The following is an 18,306-nucleotide window of genomic DNA, read 5'->3' as shown; positions in this document are numbered from 1 at the left end:
ATTTTAGAATTTAGGTTGATTTGGATTGTTATTCGTTGTCATAGCTTGTAATAAACGAGCATATACATTGTTCAAAGCCTCAATGTGTTTGGTCATTTTCGCAGACTCTTCTCTGAACATGTAACTATCACCAATAGCTCCATCATATAAATTCTTCATCCTTGCCAAACTGTCATTAATATACCTGATAGCCGACATTTGTTCAGTTATAGTCTGTAATTGTGCATTAAATACATCGTTCAAACCACTCACATTCTGATTTAATGTAGTCAGATTGTCTACAAAACCATTTGTTTCGGTGATTTGATTATATGCTTTCAATAGTTTTTGAGAAGCCTCATTCAACGAGTTAATTGTAGTGGAGAATTCTTCTAAATTTTGAGCTGTATTTGCTGCGGTCTGTCCATAATCTGCCGAACCTGTACGAGCAGCAGAAGTTTGCCCTGTAGGCGATGATGAAGATGATCCACTGCCAGAAACAGCTGTTACTCCATTTCCACCCGAACCGCCAAGAACAACGACCGAAGAGCCGGAAACTCCGGAGGATTTTATAGAATCTCCGGATTTCCTTGCCTCTGCTAGTTTTATATTAGAAGGGGATTCGTCATATCCAACCCCACCACTTACTATTACTCCGGATAAAGCATTCGCTCCGACCTCATCACTCGATGGAGATGAGTAGTCGAACCCTGCGGCAATAAAAACAATAACCTCGACAATCATTCCGATCATCAGAACGATGTTCCCTGCCGGTACATGCATAATTTTAAACATTGCCCCCAGGATGACTACAGCAGCACCCCAACTATAAAGAATATTAAACACTGTCTGTCCTCTTCTACTTGCAATAAATCGCCTAAAACTATGCCACGCTTTTCCCATTTTGAGAGCTCTCTTAAAAATTATTTTTTAATAGAATTTACCCCTTTCATCAAAGCTCCATGTTCTTACACATCTGAAACCAATGAATGAACGGCCTTTATCTTGAAATTCAACAGAACGATCTCCGGATTTAACCGTAGAGTCTTTCCATGAACCGCCTTTTACAATTTTACGTTTCAACACTCTTGGGTCTGCAAGTACTGCTCTATAGCTGAAATCAGGATTAGCCTCATCAGCCATACGATCTACAGATTCCGTAAATGTTGTAGTTGTCCATTCTGCCGCATTACCCGCCATATCGTAAAGTCCAAAACGATTAGGCAAGAAGCTTGCTACAGGAGACATTAAGTCTTTCAAATCTTTTGATGCTCTGAAGTTAGCATGAGCCAGCCCATCGGTTGTATGCGTTTTATCCGAATACCACGGATAAATCAACTCCGAACGTCCGTTTCTTGCCGCAAATTCCCATTCAGCTTCTGTAGGCAAACGATACCCTTCGAAACCGTCTAAGCTACACTTCTTTTCAGCCAAATAGCGATCTGTACGCCATGAACAATAAGCATCGGCTTGTTCCCACGATACACCTACCACAGGATGATTATTATAAGCCTTATCATTAAAATATTTGCCTACATATTGTTCACTCTTAGCATTAGCAAAATCTGTCATCCATGCCATCACATCAGGGTAAACATTTACAATATATGTATTTGTAAAATCAATCTTATCTCCGTGCGATGATCTTGCTAATGTTTCGCGAATAATATCACCTCTTTGATTTACATAAGCTGTATCCTTGGATATAACTATAGAACGTGCATCGCCTTCTTTTAGTTTTGCCAAAAACGCATTATAACTTTTTACGTCAAACCAGTCATATTTAAAATTCAAAGCAGTATTTATCAATCCGGATTTATCCGCAGCAAAAGGATTTCCTCCTATCACACTGTTTATAGCAGCCTGTTCGCGTTGAGTTGGATTTTTCCAAGGAATTGGCTTACTCCAGTTTAAACGCTGCCCAACAGCACTATTTTGATCTTCAGGTCTTACCAAAACTTTAAACGTTGGGTCTCCTCCATACGCCGGATCTGCCAAACGTTCTCTTATAATAGAGTCACGGACCCAATATACAAACTCACGATACTGCTTATTTGTAACTTCGGTTTCATCCATCCAAAATGGGCTGACAGCAACAAGTTTACGAGGTACTTCATCTCCCCATAAAGGATCAATACCTGTCCCTAACTCTATATTACCTCCCGGAACAAGAACCATATTGTCACAGGCACGGGCTATATTGTAAGGTAAACGTAAACGAGTTTCAATAGCAGGGTCAATATATTTTGGATTTGTGAACTTATAGGTTACACCTAGCGTTGCCTGAGCTAGCCCATTATTACTTTTATCCCCTTTTTGTCCATCAAAGGTATCACTAAGTAAAACGACTCTTCCCTCTCCAAATATTTGCCAGTTACGAGTTAAATTAAAGCCTAAGTTCAAACCGCCGCTTCCACCAAAGAAAGTACCCTGAAGATTTCCTCTATGAGCAAAGCGCTGATACATGCCTACACCTACAAAAGGATTTATTTCGAACTTACGTTCGGGCCTATATCCATTTATAAGATTAAGAAAATTTAACTGCACATCTCCAGTTATACTCATATAACGTAAATGTTGCATATAATATTGTTCGTTTGGTTGATATTTTGTAGGATGCCAAACAGGCACTCCACTCTCATCAACAGCACTATACTCATAATCAACACCTTCAATCCAACCCATATAATCCCAGGCAGGGTCTTTAGTTAACATTTTTAACCCTTCGCCATTCGTTCCATGTTTCCACCATCTATCGTAAGTTCCGCTCCAACCATCATTGAAGCCATGTATGCTTCCTCCTGATATTTGAGCTCGTAGAGTAATCAATGTACTCATTCTACGACCAACGGAAAGTGTTGGAGCAAAGGTTAATCTACTAGAAAATGACGTCCTATTCCACGGAACACCATTATCATCCTCACCCACATATAATTGGGCACCACCTCCAATGGATATGAACCACACTGGATCTTTTAACAAATATTCATTCCTCGAAGGAACTGAATATTGCTCTGAGCTTTGACGTTGAGCATAAGAGACTATTGATACACAGACCAATAGCAGTGAAGTCAGTAAAGTTTTTTTGTTCATTTGTTTTGTAACAGTTATAGTAACGATATATCAAGTGTGGCAAAGATAATATTTTTTTTTAATATTTATTTATTTTCTTATCAAATAATAACTTAACTCAATAAACGATTGGATTTTGCGTGTTTTTAAAAACATAAAAGGGAAGCCTTTCCAGGCTCCCCTCTCATCGATAATATTTATTAATTTTACAGTTCTTTTGTCTCGTCAAATTTGCCAAAACTGCTATTAGCTAAACGCTGATAACTATTATATCTCCACATCGCATTGTTCTGTGCTGCTTCATATAGTTCAGAAGCTTCAGAAGGATTTGATTTTTGTAGAGATGTATAGCGAACCTCGTTACCTAAGAACGCTTGGAATTTAGACCAGTCAGGCTCTTTGCTATCCATTGTAAATGGATTTTTACCTTCCTCTTCCAACATCGGGTTGTAGCGCCATAGATGCCAGTATCCGCAAGCAACTGCTGCTTTCTCTTCATCCTGTGCATGTCCCATTCCTTTTCTCAGACCATGGCTGATACAAGGAGAGTATGCAATAACTAATGATGGGCCTTTATATTCTTCAGCTTCTTTGATCGCTTTCAGGCATTGTCCTTGGTTAGCACCCATAGCAATCTGTGCTACATATACATAACCGTATGTAGTAGCTATCATACCTAGGTCTTTCTTGCGAATCTTCTTTCCTGCTGCAGCAAATTTAGCAACCGCTGCTATCGGAGTAGATTTAGAAGACTGGCCTCCTGTATTAGAGTACACCTCTGTATCCAATACCAAAATATTGATATCTTCGCCTGTAGCCAATACATGATCCAATCCGCCGAAACCTATATCATATGCCCAACCGTCACCACCAAATATCCAGATAGAACGTTTGATTAGATATTGTTTCAATGAATATATCTCTTTGCAGTAATCACATTTATCTTTCTCTACTTCCAGTAATGGTAACATTGCAGCTGTAAGTTCTTTTGTCTTGTCAGCCTCATCTTTATTTTCTACCCATTCTTTGTATAGAGCTTTTATTTCAGGTGAACATTTATCGCAATCCTGAGCTTGGTTCATCAGTTTTTCGAGTCTGTTGCGCATAGTAATATTAGCCAAGGCAAAACCAAGACCATACTCTGCATTATCTTCGAATAGTGAATTAGCCCATGCCGGCCCTTTACCTTCTTCATTCTTACGGTATGGAGTAGATGGAGCTGAACCACCATATATTGATGTACAACCTGTAGCGTTGGCAATTAACATACGATCACCAAACAACTGAGTCACAAGTTTGATATATGGAGTTTCTCCACAACCAGAACATGCACCCGAGAACTCAAACAGCGGAGTTGCAAATTGAGAGTTCTTCACATTCAACTTAGTATCAACAAGGTGAGCCTTGCTTGTTACATTCTTGACCATGAAATCCCAGTTGTCTTGCTCAGGGAATTGTGATCCGATCTCAACCATTGTAAGAGCAGAGTTTCCTTTCTTACCCGGACAGATATCAGCACAGTTACCGCAACCAAGGCAGTCTAGCACATCCACTTGAATACGGAAGCCCATACCATCAAATTGTTTACCCTGTGCTTTCAACAAAGTAACATCGCCCGGAACTTGAGCTTGCTCTTCTGCGTCCAAAACAAACGGACGTATAGTAGCATGAGGACAAACATAAGCACACTGGTTACACTGTATACAGTTTTCGGCATCCCATACAGGTACAAAAGCAGCAACACCGCGTTTTTCATACTCTGTAGTACCATGATCCCATGTACCATCTTCGCGACCTACGAAAACAGATACAGGAAGATCGTAACCACGTTGTGCATTTATTGGACGAACTACGTTTTTGATAAACTCAGGAGCGTCATCTTCTTCAGCTTTACCAATTACGATATTTGCCCATTCTGCGGGAACCTCAACTTTTTCGAGTTCGATACCACGATCAACCGCAGCATAATTCTTATTGATAACGTCTTCACCTTTACGTCCGTATGATTTCACAATGAATTTCTTCATTTGTTCTACAGCCAAATCGTAAGGGATTACATTCGAAATCTTAAAGAATGCTGATTGAAGGATTGTATTTGTACGGCCTCCAAGACCAATTTCTGTTGCAATCTGAGTTGCGTTGATGATATAGAAATTGATATTGTTGACTGCAAGATATTTTTTTACATTATCAGGAAGGTAGTTTCCTACTTCTTCTTTGCTCCATACAGAGTTGAGAAGGAATGTTCCGTTTTTCTTCAATCCTTTAGTTACATCATACAAATGCAAATAAGCAGGAACGTGACATGCTACAAAGTTTGGAGTATTTACCAAATATGTAGAACGGATAGGATTATCACCAAAGCGAAGATGCGATGCTGTAAATCCTCCTGATTTTTTAGAGTCGTATGCAAAATAAGCCTGACAATATTTATTGGTATTGTCACCGATAATCTTAACTGTATTTTTGTTTGCACCTACTGTACCATCCGATCCTAAACCATAGAATTTAGCTTCATAAGTAGTATCATCTACAGAAACTTCTTCTTTAAGAGGTAATGATTTGAATGTAACATCATCTACGATACCGATTGTAAAATCGTTCTTAGGTAGGTTCATCGCCAGATTTTCGTACACAGACATAATCTGAGCAGGAGTAGTATCTTTAGAAGAAAGTCCATAAATACCGCCAACAATTGTAGGGGCATCAGCTTTACCGAAGAAACAGTCTTTTACATCCATATACAATGGCTGTCCAAGAGCTCCCGGTTCTTTTGTACGGTCAAGTACAGCTATTCTTGTTGCAGTTTTAGGAACTGCAGAAAGGAAAGCTTCAGCTTTGAATGGACGATAAAGGTGAACTGCTACTAAGCCGACTTTCTCTCCTTTGGCATTCAAGAAGTCTACAGTTTCTTTAATTGCTTCTGTTACCGAACCCATAGCTATAATCACACGGTCAGCATCTTCAGCTCCGTAATAATCAAACAAGCCGTATTTGCGACCTGTAATCTTATTGATTTCTTCTAAATATTTTTCAACAATAGCAGGTACTGCATCATAGAATTTATTAGCAGCTTCACGCGATTGGAAATAAATATCATCATTCTGGGCTGTACCACGAGTTACAGGATTTTCTGGATTCAATGCTCTATCACGGAATCCTTTAAGAGCCTCTTGGTTAACAAGAGGAATTAAGTCATCCTGACTCATTTCTTCCACTTTCTGTATTTCGTGAGATGTACGGAATCCATCAAAAATATTCATAAAAGGAATACGAGACTCGAGAGTTGCCAAATGAGGAACAGCAGACAAGTCCATAACTTCTTGCACCGAGCCGGAGAAGAACATAGCGAACCCGGTCTGACGAGCTGCCATAACATCCTGATGGTCTCCAAAGATAGACAAAGCCTGTGCCGCCAAAGCACGTGCCGATACGTGGAAAACGCTAGGGAGTAACTCTCCTGCTATTTTGTACATATTAGGGATCATCAACAACAATCCCTGCGATGCCGTATAAGTAGTTGTTAGAGCTCCAGCCTGTAATGATCCGTGAACTGCACCAGCAGCACCAGCCTCCGACTGCATTTCCTGCACTCTGAGGATTTCGCCGAATATATTTTTGCGTCCGGCTGCTGCCCATTCATCAACATACTCTGCCATAGTTGACGATGGTGTGATTGGATATATCGAAGCCACTTCGCTGAACATATAAGAAATATGTGCTGCGGCCTGATTTCCATCACATGTAATGAATTTTTTTTGTTTAGCCATACTTTTTAATAGTTGATTATCTTTTTTAGTTTACATTTTTTTGATTTGGCTAAGTTGACAACTTTTCAATTATCAGCTCCTTATTCTTTTAATATAAAAAACCAAACAGCCATAAAGGAATAATATTTCTATCACCCCTCTCTAGATTTGCTATTACGTAAATCATCTCCGGTTTATGTTTGCCTCTGGTTTTTTGACCATCTATCTTAAATTTATATTTCTTGTCATCATTTTCGACAATAAACATTCCGCTTTTAGCTCCTTTCTTCAATTTGCTATCGCTGTGATGCACCTGATTGTAGAAAAATGTTTCACGCAGCTCTTGATCATTTACATCTGATATTTTCAGAGGGAAAATCAGATTCGTATTATGCATATAGACCATATCGGGTTTCTTTGGAAACTCCTCTCCTTCCCTATAAAGCATATTTATCAATCTGGCGCTACGCAAATATTCCAGATAATTAGTCACTGTAGCTCTGGATATCTCACAGTCGGTACTCAATTGGCTGATATTGGGTTTGCCCGGTGCAGACAAAGACAATAGATACAGCAATTTTCTTAATTTAGGCAAATAAGACATTTCTATTTGTTTGATAGACAATACATCTACCTCCAACATCATATTTACCGTTTTGAGTAAATTTTCCGAAAAATTTCTTTTTTCAAGAAAAAACGGATAATAACCGTGATGTATATAACCCCACAGATGTTCTAAAGGGTTGATCTCTGAGAATATATCCTCAGCTATTTCACGGTGATTATTTATTATGTCATCCAAACCATAGGGTTTGAAATTCTTTCCAAATTGAATATTTAAGAATTCTCGATAGGAAAAACCTCTCAGATTATATACATCTACAATAGATGCCAACTCTGTATCTTCTCCGAGCTTGTTTACAGTAGAACCTGTAAATACGATCTTCAGTTGAGGAAGACATTCGTAACATTCTCTCAATTCTTTAGACCACCCCGGATACTTATATACCTGATCGAGTAGAAGCGTCTTACCCCCTTTTTCTACAAACTCTTTTGCAAAACTAAAGATTGTTCTGACTGTAAAATAAAACTGATTCATATTGATATATAAACAGTCTCGTTTGTCTAGCTCAAAGAACTCTTTAGCATATTGCAGAAGGAATGTAGTCTTCCCGACACCTCTCGCCCCCTTGATTCCAATCAAACGGCGCGACCAGTCAACCTGTTGCATTAACAGTCTGGGAGTTGCATCTTCGAAAAGATGTTCAACTAAATACTTATGTGTCCGAAAAAAAGATTCCACTCGATACTCCTTAAAACCCCGACGAAGGTAACTTTTTTTTATGTCATTGCAAAGTCCACTTAGCAATTTTAATCATTTTTCTTGAAACAGCATATAAAAATGCAGAAAAATTTTATATTCGCATGGTGTATTTTTCAATGATGAATAACAAACTCTATTAGTTCTACTAAAATAGTGCTTAAAAAAACTCAATTATAGTATTTTTTGTATATTTTATTATATGCTTCCGTCCCCTTTATACGGCTGATCCAAACATTCAGAGAATCAAGCAAGACAGGAGAGCTTTTCCTCACAGCCCAGGCCTCTAAATGAGTAAACCCTACAAAAGTAGAATAATCTATTTCGGGCGATGTTTTGGCAATATTAGCTGCTACCTTTTCGTCACAAACTGCAAAATCGATATCTCCTGATGCTACCATCATAGCCAACTGCTCAGAACCATAGGCCGGATCTTCCTTTATATATATTGTGTCCCCTATTTCATGAGCCAAGTTTTGTATCCGAAGGATAACCGGAGACTTAGCAGGAACATAAAGCGTTTTCTTAGCCAAGTCTAAATGACTTCTAATCGGCTCTATATTATCATTATACTTTTTTTTACGTTGAATCAACACCTGCCTGTTCTGAGCAATGGCTTCTGTGAAATTTACAGAGTCACGCAACTCTGAAGTAACAGGTATATTCCTAGCCACAATATCGTACTTTCCGGTTCTCAATCCATCCATACTTTTATCTATACTGGATTCTAGCTGAATATCTATTTTTAAAGGAATATTCTCCTGTAATAATTCAATAAGATCGTGATTGAAACCGGCAATCGTATCCCCTAACACAAAATAACCAACAGAGTTATAATCTGTAACTACTCGAAGCACTCCTTCATGCTGAATTTGAGGGTAGTCACGAGAATCCTTATCTGTAGCATTATTCCGTATAAAAATCCAAACAACAATCAGAATAATAACAATTATGGGAACCGATAAGAAAGCCTTATTCTTCATAACTTTACTAATTATTGAATTGCCATGAAATTCCTAATTTTAAAACCCTCGGATTTACCGGATAACGATATAGAGAAAACGACTGTCCATTACCCATTCCTTCGGCAATATTATACATCATAACAAAAAAGCGAGTATATTTCAGATGAAGGTTCAGATAGGCACTTACAACAGGAAACTCTCCGAGTTTCATATCTTGTTGATTATAAAACTGCATAGTCAAAGGCTCATAGCCCGGTATATGATATTTTGCATGAATATAAGCATCAGCACCCAACTGCAGAGTCAATACTTTAGCCAGTTTAGTAGTCAGGTATATATTCGAGTACAAACTCCATTGAGGTAATGGTAAAGCTTTTTCATTCTTGGTATATTGATATACAGCCTGATTGTCCCAGTGGAAAATTCCGGATCTGAAATTCTGATCGAGGCGTAAAGCTATCACTTGTATTTCTTCATTACTTTGAGCTATTTTCTTTTCCTGATTATAATATATCAACCCTGTTATATTTTCAACACCTCCACTTATCCGAGTCTGAGAAAATGACAGTTCTGGAAAAATAATCTCGCCACCTATATAAACACGACGTGTATCTTTCAAACCCATATCCTTCCAGTTCCAATACTTAGATGAAAAATTGTTCTGAAAAAAACTTGGACTTATATTTTTTATATAAGCATTAGCTTTTACCGAAAAGTCTTTATTTCTGAAATTCAATCGAGTTGTAATTTCTCCTTCGAGCCTGTAATCACTATTATGTAAATCTTTTTCGGCCGTAGCCCTATATCTTAAAAACTTCCCCTTTTCCTTCGTTAATACTCCTCCTACAAGCAATGAATATTCACTTTCTTTCATCGATGCACCTGGAAGACCATACATAGTCCCTGATTCCTCGATACCTAAAAAAGGCATGGAATATTTACGCAGATCATGCTCAATGAAGGCTGTTAAACCAAATTTCGTCCATTTTTGGAAGCCTTCATTCATCGCCAATGCCAATGTATTCTTGAAAGAATAATATGACATATAATCATCAATATTCGCCTCATACTTCGGATCCGAAAGAGTAGTCCAGCCCTTCTCCCCATTCCAAAGCTGTGGGGTATATACATTCGCGATATTACTATAGTTTGAATTAAATCTGCGACGTTGATCTGTATAGTGCGTTGTAAAGATCACACTTGCTAACGAAACATAGTCCTTCTTTTTCCGTGTTCCCATCACGCTGTCATTTACAGGATATGTTTCTGTATCATCACCCAGATCATATCTGTTAGTCACATACAGATTACGACCTCTGAGTCTGTTCCAAGTATCCTGCATTCGTGTAGGAATATCCAACGAACTACCTTTGAAGTTTCCATTATTGACTACATTGGGATGATCAGGGTTTGAAATATATAATGTATCGGATATACCTCCATTCTCGATAATAGTAAAATTATTATTTTGGAAGTAAGCATGCATCTTATACTTATCACCTATATAACTGGCATATAAATCATAACTTACTCCTTTATTTGACAAAGAGTTGTAAAATCCACGAGAATATATATAGTCAAAATCAAAACCGACATTCAACTTTTTACCCATATTCATGGATATCTCTCCCTGAAAACGATTTTCAGCGCTTTCACCTCCACCCCCACTTTGATATTTAATCTCAGAGTAAGGTACTTTTGTATTATAGAATATCTGATCCTCCGGCCCTTTTCGCCATGCACGCACCGGGTCTTGAAAAATAAAACGGGAAGGCTCGGGTCGTTCAAAAAATATTTTAGATTGTAAAGGAGAGCCTACATTACCCAAATAGCCAATAGCTACACCTTTTCCATCCACTAACATACTTTTATGAAAATCTATTACAGCCGAATCGCGAGGAATAAATATACGTTCTCCCAAACGTGGTGTTATTTTCCACACATATATATTAGGAACTTCAACTTTTACTGTATCTATTTTTCGTCCACTCGGAGGCAATTTACCAAGACTTGCAGATATAGAATCCGCTTTCTCCACTATTGCGGGAGACTGTAAAGCTTTCTTGTTTTGTGCTTCCGCAACAAGAGAAGCGAAAAGAAATAACAAAAGAAATACTGTATATTTTTTCATTGGTGCAAACTTACACAAAAAATGAAAAATGAGTAGTTAATGTACCTTTAAAAACAGGCTCTTGCTTTATTTATTGCATCAATTTCACATTAAATAGTCAAATCACCCCTTTGGTAGAAGGTAGTTCGTAATTGAAGATATCTCTCTTCTTCGCCATCTTCAAAGCTCTGGCCAACGCCTTGAAAATACCTTCTATTTTGTGATGCTCATTCGCGCCTTCTGCCTTTATATTGAGGTTCATTTTTGCTGAATCACTCAAAGATTTGAAAAAGTGTAGAAACATTTCGGCAGGCATATCTCCTACTTTCTCACGATGAAACTCTGCATCCCAAACCAACCAAGCCCGACCTCCAAAGTCAAGCGCAACGGAACACAAACAATCATCCATAGGCAAGCTATAGCCATAACGTTCTATACCTCTTTTATCTCCTAATGCCTTATATATTGCTTCACCTAAAGCAATAGCGGTATCTTCTATTGTATGATGTTCATCTACATGCAGATCTCCTTTTACCTGTATGGTAAGATCCATCCCCGAATGTTTTCCTATTTGCTCAAGCATATGATCGAAAAAGCCTAAACCTGTAGATATCTGACAATACCCTTTTCCGTCCAGATTGAGTGCGACATATATATCTGTTTCTTTGGTCGTTCTTTTTACCTCTGCTTTGCGCTCTCCGGCAAACAGAAACTCAGAGATGACATCCCAATCGGTAGTTTGGAGTACACATATATCGTTTAGCTCATCAGGTAAAACAAATTCATCTTGCATAAAGATAGCTTTACAACCTAGATTTTTTGCTAGCTCAACATCTGTTTGCCTGTCTCCAATCACAAAAGAATGCTCAAGATCATAATCCCCTGTCATATATTTGCTTAACATACCTGTACGAGGTTTTCGTGTCGGGGCATTATCTTCAGGAAAACTTTTATCAATAAGGATATCATCAAATACGATTCCTTCTCCTTCCAGCGTCTTAAGCATTTTGTTATGTGCCGGCCAGAATGTATCCTCGGGAAAGGATGGGGTACCCAATCCATCTTGATTGGTAACCATCACAAATTCAAAATCGAGATTCTTTCGGATAAAATAAAGATTACGAAAAACCTTAGGATAAAACTCAAGTTTATCGAGGCTATCCAGTTGATAATCTATCGGTGGTTCTATAACCAATGTCCCATCACGGTCTATAAATAGAGCTTTCTTTTTCATTATAATATATTGGATATGCTTTTAGATCGGATTTCCCTCTCTATTGATATGTTTATAACGTTCGCAAAGTTTTAATTAACATCTCATTTTCTTTATCAGTACCTACTGTTATACGCAAACACCCGGCGCACAAAGAGACCGAATTCCTGTTGCGAACAATTACACCTTTATCTGCTAATTGCTTGTACAGGCTATTGGCATCCTCAACCTTTACCAATATAAAATTGGCATCCGTGGGATATATTTTCTCTACAAAAGGTAATTTTGGCAACTCATTTATCAGATAATTTCGTCCTTCGAGCAAGGTAGCAATCCACTGCTTCCTTAATTCAAGTTTGTCTAATTCATCTCCAACAAAATTTTGAGTCAGAATATTTACATTATATGGATACTTAACTTTATTGAACAACTTGATTATTTCAGCCGAAGCAAAAGCCATGCCTAGACGTACAGCAGCCAATCCCCATGCTTTAGAAAATGTTTGCAGAATTATCAGATTAGGATATTTCTCAAGGTCATTCAGCCATGTCGCTTCAGAAGCAAAGTCAATATAAGCCTCATCAACGACTACAATACCCGCAAAAGAATCTAATACCTTTTTTATTTCTTCCCTGCTTAACAAGTTTCCTGTAGGGTTGTTAGGAGAACATAAAAATATCAACTTTGTATTACGATCTGTTTTTTCAAGTAGCTTCTGAGCATCCAGATCGAAGTTTTCGTTCAGCAATACCTTCCGATACTCTATATCGTTCACCTCTGCGCAAACCTGATACATCCCGTAAGTAGGATCAACGGCAACAATATTATCAATGCGAGGTTCGCAGAAGATACGAATAACCAGATCGATAGGCTCATCACTACCATTGCCTAAGAAGATATTTTCGGAAGCTATATTTTTTACCTTAGCGATCTTTTGTTTCAAAGACCACTGTAAAGGATCGGGATAACGATTATACTTATCATTCAGAGGATTTTCATTGGCATCTAAAAACACTGATGCTTCTCCTTTAAATTCATCTCTAGCCGATGAATAAGGCTTCATATTCCACACATTTTTGCGCACAAGCTGCTGTAAATTCATTCCTTTAAACTGTTTAGTTTAGATGTCTTTTTATCTTATTTATTTAACTTAACTACGCAGCAAGCACTGCCATATATCAGAGCTAAGAAAGTGCCCAAAAGAGAAGAACACACTTTTGAGCACTCCTATTCTCTTATACTTGTATATTTTACAATTCAATTTTAACCCCAAGAAGTTTATAAAACTCTTTTAATATAGCCGGATGTCCGGGCCATGCAGGGGAGGTAGTCAGATTACCGTCTGTAATAGCTTCGGTAGCGGGAATATCTTTGTAATTACCGCCGGCCAACTTAACTTCAGGCCCTACAGCTACATAACAGGTAAGCGTCTTTCCTTTAACCACATCTGCGGCAGTAAGCACCTGTATACCGTGGCAAATAGCTGCAACAGGCAGATTTTTTTCGAAGAAATACTTTGTATATTCTATTACTTTAGGATCGAGACGAATATATTCAGGAGCTCGACCACCTGTAATATACAATCCTGCGTAATCTTCAATTTTTACATTATCAAAAGTCTTATTCAATGTGAAGTTATGACCTCTCAGCTCTGCATAAGTCTGAAATCCTACAAAATCATGTATTGCCGTAGCAACCTGTTCTCCGGCTTTCTTACCCGGACATACTACATCTACATGGAATCCTACACTCACCAGTGCCTGATAAGGAACCATCAATTCGTAATCCTCAACAAAATCGCCCGCTAGCATCAATATTCTTTTATTCATGATAAAACAGATTTTATAATTAGACAATCAATTAATTCCAATAAATATAAATAATATTTTAACAAAAGGCTCTATGAGTTAAAGTTATTTATATATTAGGCTGATATGTAGTCACAACAAATACGATCAGAGGCTCGTCCCCCGTATTGATTATAGAGTGATAATTATTATCTCCTTGAATAGATGTTACGTTTCCTTTTTTCAAGTTGAACTTTCGGGTAATTTTGTCCAATCCTTCACGTTCTATATATTCTCCTTCGCCATGAACCAATACATATAACTCTTGTTCTTTCTTAGTGCCATGCTCATGAAATCCAGCCTGATCACCCTTATTCAACAAAACCATGTAAGTACCAATACGGTTATTCACCAATTCTCCTTTCTCGAATATAGACAGCATGTACACAACGCCATTACCATCATACATCGGATCTCTCTTTTCTATATCTATAACTGTCCGTTGAGGTTTTCCAAAAGGAGTTAATGTAATATCTACATATTTTGAGACTGTTTCCAGTACTTGTTTTTTTTCGTTTTCCATCATTATTCAATTTATATATGTCTTTATACGAATATTTTTCTTGGTATGTTTAGAGTATTTTCTGCATTTCAAAATGAGGAATACCAACTTCTTCAAACTCGTCACCAACTATACCATAGTTATATTTCAGGTAGAATCCTATCGCAACCTTTCGGGCATGCAGTACAATCTTATCAAATCCGTTCGCTTTTGCAGACTCTTCTGCGAACAAGAGCAACTTTGCACCTATTCCTTTTTTCTGAACAGAGTCATCTACTGCCATTTGACGCAATTGAACTATATTTTTATCTATTGGTGTAAGAATACAACATCCTACAATCTGCCCTTCATTTTCGCAGACACAGAGCATATCCTCTTTCTCCTTTTCGAGATATTCAGCAGAAAATGTAAGTCCTAGAGGCGCTCTCAATATTTTATAACGAAGAGCAACCATCTTATCGTAGTCTGATGTACCATATTTTATAATTCTGGCCTGAATCATTTTTCTAACAGTTTATTTAGTTCTGTCGACATGTAAGCACCTAAGCGATATGTACCATTTCCGTCTCTCAGCAATGCTCCGTTTCGCTGTATGGAGATAGTATCTTTACTTCGAATAAATACAAACTGATCTTTCGGAATAAAGTCTACAGCCTCCTTCTGTGCCGAACCTATGATATCAACTAATCTGGCTATTTGAGCCTTGTTTCGTATTTCAACTCTCTCCCCAAAATATTTTTCGTAAATTACCTTGTCGGCATTTACATATTGAGCCTTATTGATTGTTTTCTCAAAGGCCGAACAGCTTACCAATAGTACGATTGTAACTAATAAACTAAGTGATTTCATTTTTCTTTGTCCTTTAGACGTAAAGTTACTGCATTTTTATGAGCAAACAATTGTTCGTTCTCTGCCATTACTTCAATCGTTTTGCCAAGATTGTGAATGCCATCTTTTGTAATCTTCTGGAAAGTTATCTTTTTCACAAAACTATCCAAATTAACGCCGCTATAAGCCTTAGCATAACCATTAGTAGGTAACGTGTGATTTGTCCCTGAAGCATAATCTCCGGCACTCTCCGGCGTATAATTTCCAAGAAAAACAGAACCTGCATTTACTACTTCGTCTGCAATATCTGCATAGTCTGCCGTTTCTATAATAAGGTGTTCGGGTGCATATTCATTGGTTATATCTATAATTTCCCTATTATCCTTTAATAGGATCAGCTTACTATTTTCTAATGCCTTTTCAGCAATCTCTCGACGAGGAAGCTCAAACAATTGTCGCTCTATCTCGTGCAAAACTTCAGAGATAAGAGATTCGCTGGTTGTTGTTAATATCACCTGACTATCTGCTCCGTGCTCTGCCTGCGACAATAAATCGGCAGCAACAAATGCAGGTATGGATGTCTCATCAGCAATCACTTGTACCTCGGATGGTCCTGCCGGCATATCTATCGCTACATCTCTGAGGCTTACAAGCTGTTTCGCAGCCATTACATATTGATTCCCCGGTCCGAATATTTTATATACTTTAGGTACAGATTCCGTACCGTAAGCCATGGCTCCAATAGCCTGTATTCCTCCCGCCTTAAATACTTTATCCACACCGGCTTCTTTTGCTGCATACAATATAGCCGGATGTATATTACCTTCTTTATTGGGTGGTGTACAAAGAATAATCTCTTTACAACCTGCAATTTTAGCCGGAATGGCAAGCATCAAGACAGTAGAAAACAAAGGAGCTGTCCCCCCCGGAATATAAAGTCCTACTTTTTCGATAGCGACGGCTTTTTGCCAACAAGAGACACCTTTGCTTGTCTCTATTTTTTTAGTCTCAAATATCTGACTACGATGAAATACCTCGATATTCTCTTTTGCTTGTCTGATAGCTCCCTTTAATTCTTGAGAAACTAAATTCTCGGCTTCTGCTATTTCTTCTGACGAAACTGCCAGAGAGAGAAGCGTCACTTTATCAAACTTTTCTTCATATTCAAAGACAGCCTGATCCCCTCTTTCTTTTATATCATCAAGTACAGAACTAACTGTGCTGTTCAATACTGAAGTATCGAAAACAGGACGTGCCAAGATTTCTGTCCACTGGCTGCGTAAAGGATATTTTATTATCTGCATAATTTACTTCTTATATTCTTTCCTCAACAAGCTGTAAACAGCTATATCAGTAAACACATTATCTACCAACAATTCGCCATCACGCTCTATACCCTCCATCTGAAAGCCAAGCTTTTCAGGAATACGGCGGCTCTTATCATTACCTACCGCAACCTTTATCTGAATACGATTCATATCCAGTTCACCGAAGGCATGTTCTATAAGTTTGGCAACCGATTGTATCATGATGCCTTTACCTTGAGCATATTGTGACAACCAGTATCCTATTTCTGTCTTCTTATTATCTGAATCCGTATCTTTGAAACCAATCAGTCCTACAAACTGATCCTTATAGTATATAGTAAATTGTTTGTCAGCTGTCTGCAATACATATCTCACATAGTTACCCGTATCTTCCGCTTCTTTTGTAGCATCTACAAACGGCAACCATTCACGCATATATTCTCGTTCGTTGTTGAGCGTATTGAATATCTTAAAGATATCATCTACAGACAAAGGATATAATACAATATCTTCTGAGACGTCTATCATAAAATCATTTTTTCTATAGGTAATACAATAATGCCTTCAGCACCACATGCTTTTAGTTTGGTGATAACCTCCCAAAAACGTTTATCTTCGATAACCGACTGAACAGAACACCAACCCTTTGTAGCTAGTGGGGTAACTGTAGGACTTCTCATACCCGGCAAGATATCAAATATTTCTTCAAGCTTATCTTCGGGTGCATTCAGAAGTACATATTTTTTCCCTTCTGCACTCTGAACAGCTTCTATCCTGAATATTAGCTCATCAAGAATATCCTTTTTCTCCTGTGGTAAGTTTTTTGTTGCTATCAATAAGGCTTGCGATTGCATTACAACCTCAACCTCTTTCAGACGATTACTGACCAATGTCCCTCCGGAACTCACTATATCAAAAATAGCATCGGAGAGACCTATACTAGGCGAAATCTCTACCGATCCGGTAATAATATGAATCTCTGATTTAATACCCTGTTCTGCTAAATACTGGTTTAAGATATGAGGATAAGATGTGGCTATCTTCTTCCCTTCAAACCATTGCACACCTTCGTATTTTTCATCCTTTGGAATAGCCAGCGATAAGCGGCATTTGCTAAACCCTAAGCCTTTTACGACATCCGCAGCCTCGGCTTTTTCCTTATATTCATTTTCTCCTACCACACCGATATCGGCAACCCCTGTAGCTACAGCTTGCGGGATATCATCGTCACGCAAAAAGAGAATCTCTACGGGAAAATCCTTTGCAGGAATAAGCAGCGTGCGCTTAATATTATTCAGTTTTATACCGGCTTCTTGTAAAAGCGCCATCGTTTCCTCAAATAGCCGACCTTTCGACTGAACAGCAATTCTTAATACCATGATATATTAATTTTATATTATTTTCCAGCAACAA

The 18,306-nt window shown here is 38.0% G+C and carries 15 protein-coding genes; all 15 read right to left on the bottom strand.

Annotated elements, in window-relative coordinates:
* Nucleotides 1-3: 3 nt before the first annotated feature.
* On the bottom strand, nucleotides 4-882 hold the full coding sequence (gene gldL, locus BGO84_RS12115; RefSeq protein WP_291029476.1) for a gliding motility protein GldL: 879 nt from the start codon (nucleotides 880-882) through the stop codon (nucleotides 4-6).
* 27 nt (nucleotides 883-909) lie between these two features.
* Nucleotides 910-3,072, bottom strand: a complete 2,163-nt coding sequence (locus BGO84_RS12110; RefSeq protein ID WP_291029474.1) for an SUMF1/EgtB/PvdO family nonheme iron enzyme — start codon at nucleotides 3,070-3,072, stop codon at nucleotides 910-912.
* 185 nt (nucleotides 3,073-3,257) lie between these two features.
* The gene (gene nifJ / locus BGO84_RS12105; RefSeq protein ID WP_135103826.1) at nucleotides 3,258-6,821 is read right to left on the bottom strand and encodes a pyruvate:ferredoxin (flavodoxin) oxidoreductase; all 3,564 of its coding nucleotides are present in this window, start codon (nucleotides 6,819-6,821) and stop codon (nucleotides 3,258-3,260) included.
* An 88-nt stretch (nucleotides 6,822-6,909) separates the two neighbouring features.
* On the bottom strand, nucleotides 6,910-8,103 hold the full coding sequence (locus BGO84_RS12100; RefSeq protein WP_291029470.1) for an AAA family ATPase: 1,194 nt from the start codon (nucleotides 8,101-8,103) through the stop codon (nucleotides 6,910-6,912).
* 188 nt (nucleotides 8,104-8,291) lie between these two features.
* Nucleotides 8,292-9,104: a transporter substrate-binding domain-containing protein gene (locus tag BGO84_RS12095; protein WP_291029468.1), complete on the bottom strand. Its 813-nt coding sequence runs from the start codon at nucleotides 9,102-9,104 to the stop codon at nucleotides 8,292-8,294.
* Nucleotides 9,105-9,111: 7 nt separating this feature from the next.
* Nucleotides 9,112-11,217, bottom strand: a complete 2,106-nt coding sequence (locus tag BGO84_RS12090; RefSeq protein WP_291029466.1) for a putative porin — start codon at nucleotides 11,215-11,217, stop codon at nucleotides 9,112-9,114.
* Nucleotides 11,218-11,314: 97 nt separating this feature from the next.
* Nucleotides 11,315-12,430, bottom strand: coding sequence for a bifunctional histidinol-phosphatase/imidazoleglycerol-phosphate dehydratase HisB (gene hisB, locus BGO84_RS12085; protein ID WP_291029464.1), 1,116 nt, complete (start codon nucleotides 12,428-12,430; stop codon nucleotides 11,315-11,317).
* 52 nt (nucleotides 12,431-12,482) lie between these two features.
* On the bottom strand, nucleotides 12,483-13,511 hold the full coding sequence (gene hisC / locus BGO84_RS12080) for a histidinol-phosphate transaminase (RefSeq protein WP_291029462.1): 1,029 nt from the start codon (nucleotides 13,509-13,511) through the stop codon (nucleotides 12,483-12,485).
* 148 nt (nucleotides 13,512-13,659) lie between these two features.
* Entirely contained in the window at nucleotides 13,660-14,238 is a 579-nt protein-coding gene (locus BGO84_RS12075; protein ID WP_135103820.1) for a DJ-1/PfpI family protein, read from the bottom strand.
* An 88-nt stretch (nucleotides 14,239-14,326) separates the two neighbouring features.
* Nucleotides 14,327-14,782, bottom strand: a complete 456-nt coding sequence (locus BGO84_RS12070; protein WP_135103819.1) for a cupin domain-containing protein — start codon at nucleotides 14,780-14,782, stop codon at nucleotides 14,327-14,329.
* A gap of 46 nt (nucleotides 14,783-14,828) precedes the next feature.
* Nucleotides 14,829-15,260: a GNAT family N-acetyltransferase gene (locus tag BGO84_RS12065; RefSeq protein ID WP_291029460.1), complete on the bottom strand. Its 432-nt coding sequence runs from the start codon at nucleotides 15,258-15,260 to the stop codon at nucleotides 14,829-14,831.
* The gene (locus BGO84_RS12060) at nucleotides 15,257-15,607 is read right to left on the bottom strand and encodes a hypothetical protein (RefSeq protein ID WP_135103817.1); all 351 of its coding nucleotides are present in this window, start codon (nucleotides 15,605-15,607) and stop codon (nucleotides 15,257-15,259) included. Before BGO84_RS12060 ends, BGO84_RS12065 begins: the two co-directional genes overlap by 4 nt.
* Complete coding sequence (gene hisD, locus BGO84_RS12055) at nucleotides 15,604-16,890, bottom strand: histidinol dehydrogenase (protein WP_291029459.1); 1,287 nt, start codon at nucleotides 16,888-16,890, stop codon at nucleotides 15,604-15,606. The genes BGO84_RS12060 and hisD overlap by 4 nt, the downstream gene beginning before the upstream one ends.
* A 3-nt stretch (nucleotides 16,891-16,893) precedes the next feature.
* Nucleotides 16,894-17,421, bottom strand: coding sequence for a GNAT family protein (locus BGO84_RS12050; protein WP_291029457.1), 528 nt, complete (start codon nucleotides 17,419-17,421; stop codon nucleotides 16,894-16,896).
* Nucleotides 17,418-18,272 (bottom strand): ATP phosphoribosyltransferase, encoded by an 855-nt coding sequence (gene hisG, locus BGO84_RS12045; RefSeq protein ID WP_135103814.1) that lies wholly within the window; start codon nucleotides 18,270-18,272, stop codon nucleotides 17,418-17,420. The genes BGO84_RS12050 and hisG overlap by 4 nt, the downstream gene beginning before the upstream one ends.
* Between the last annotated feature and the right edge of the window lie 34 nt (nucleotides 18,273-18,306).

The sequence above is a fragment of the Dysgonomonas sp. 37-18 genome (assembly GCF_001899125.1).
Classification (GTDB): domain Bacteria; phylum Bacteroidota; class Bacteroidia; order Bacteroidales; family Dysgonomonadaceae; genus Dysgonomonas.
The sequence above is the reverse complement of the archived record's forward strand: the minus strand, read 5'-3'. Positions and strand labels throughout refer to the sequence as shown.

What these genes read in the sequence shown, in the direction of transcription:
- gldL (WP_291029476.1), bottom strand. Translation starts at nt 882, where the DNA reads ATGGGAAAAGCGTGGCATAGTTTTAGGCGATTTATTGCAAGTAGAAGA.
- BGO84_RS12110 (WP_291029474.1), bottom strand. Translation starts at nt 3,072, where the DNA reads ATGAACAAAAAAACTTTACTGACTTCACTGCTATTGGTCTGTGTATCA.
- nifJ (WP_135103826.1), bottom strand. Translation starts at nt 6,821, where the DNA reads ATGGCTAAACAAAAAAAATTCATTACATGTGATGGAAATCAGGCCGCA.
- BGO84_RS12095 (WP_291029468.1), bottom strand. Translation starts at nt 9,104, where the DNA reads ATGAAGAATAAGGCTTTCTTATCGGTTCCCATAATTGTTATTATTCTG.
- BGO84_RS12090 (WP_291029466.1), bottom strand. Translation starts at nt 11,217, where the DNA reads ATGAAAAAATATACAGTATTTCTTTTGTTATTTCTTTTCGCTTCTCTT.
- hisB (WP_291029464.1), bottom strand. Translation starts at nt 12,430, where the DNA reads ATGAAAAAGAAAGCTCTATTTATAGACCGTGATGGGACATTGGTTATA.
- hisC (WP_291029462.1), bottom strand. Translation starts at nt 13,511, where the DNA reads ATGAATTTACAGCAGCTTGTGCGCAAAAATGTGTGGAATATGAAGCCT.
- BGO84_RS12075 (WP_135103820.1), bottom strand. Translation starts at nt 14,238, where the DNA reads ATGAATAAAAGAATATTGATGCTAGCGGGCGATTTTGTTGAGGATTAC.
- BGO84_RS12070 (WP_135103819.1), bottom strand. Translation starts at nt 14,782, where the DNA reads ATGATGGAAAACGAAAAAAAACAAGTACTGGAAACAGTCTCAAAATAT.
- BGO84_RS12065 (WP_291029460.1), bottom strand. Translation starts at nt 15,260, where the DNA reads ATGATTCAGGCCAGAATTATAAAATATGGTACATCAGACTACGATAAG.
- BGO84_RS12060 (WP_135103817.1), bottom strand. Translation starts at nt 15,607, where the DNA reads ATGAAATCACTTAGTTTATTAGTTACAATCGTACTATTGGTAAGCTGT.
- hisD (WP_291029459.1), bottom strand. Translation starts at nt 16,890, where the DNA reads ATGCAGATAATAAAATATCCTTTACGCAGCCAGTGGACAGAAATCTTG.
- BGO84_RS12050 (WP_291029457.1), bottom strand. Translation starts at nt 17,421, where the DNA reads ATGATAGACGTCTCAGAAGATATTGTATTATATCCTTTGTCTGTAGAT.
- hisG (WP_135103814.1), bottom strand. Translation starts at nt 18,272, where the DNA reads ATGGTATTAAGAATTGCTGTTCAGTCGAAAGGTCGGCTATTTGAGGAA.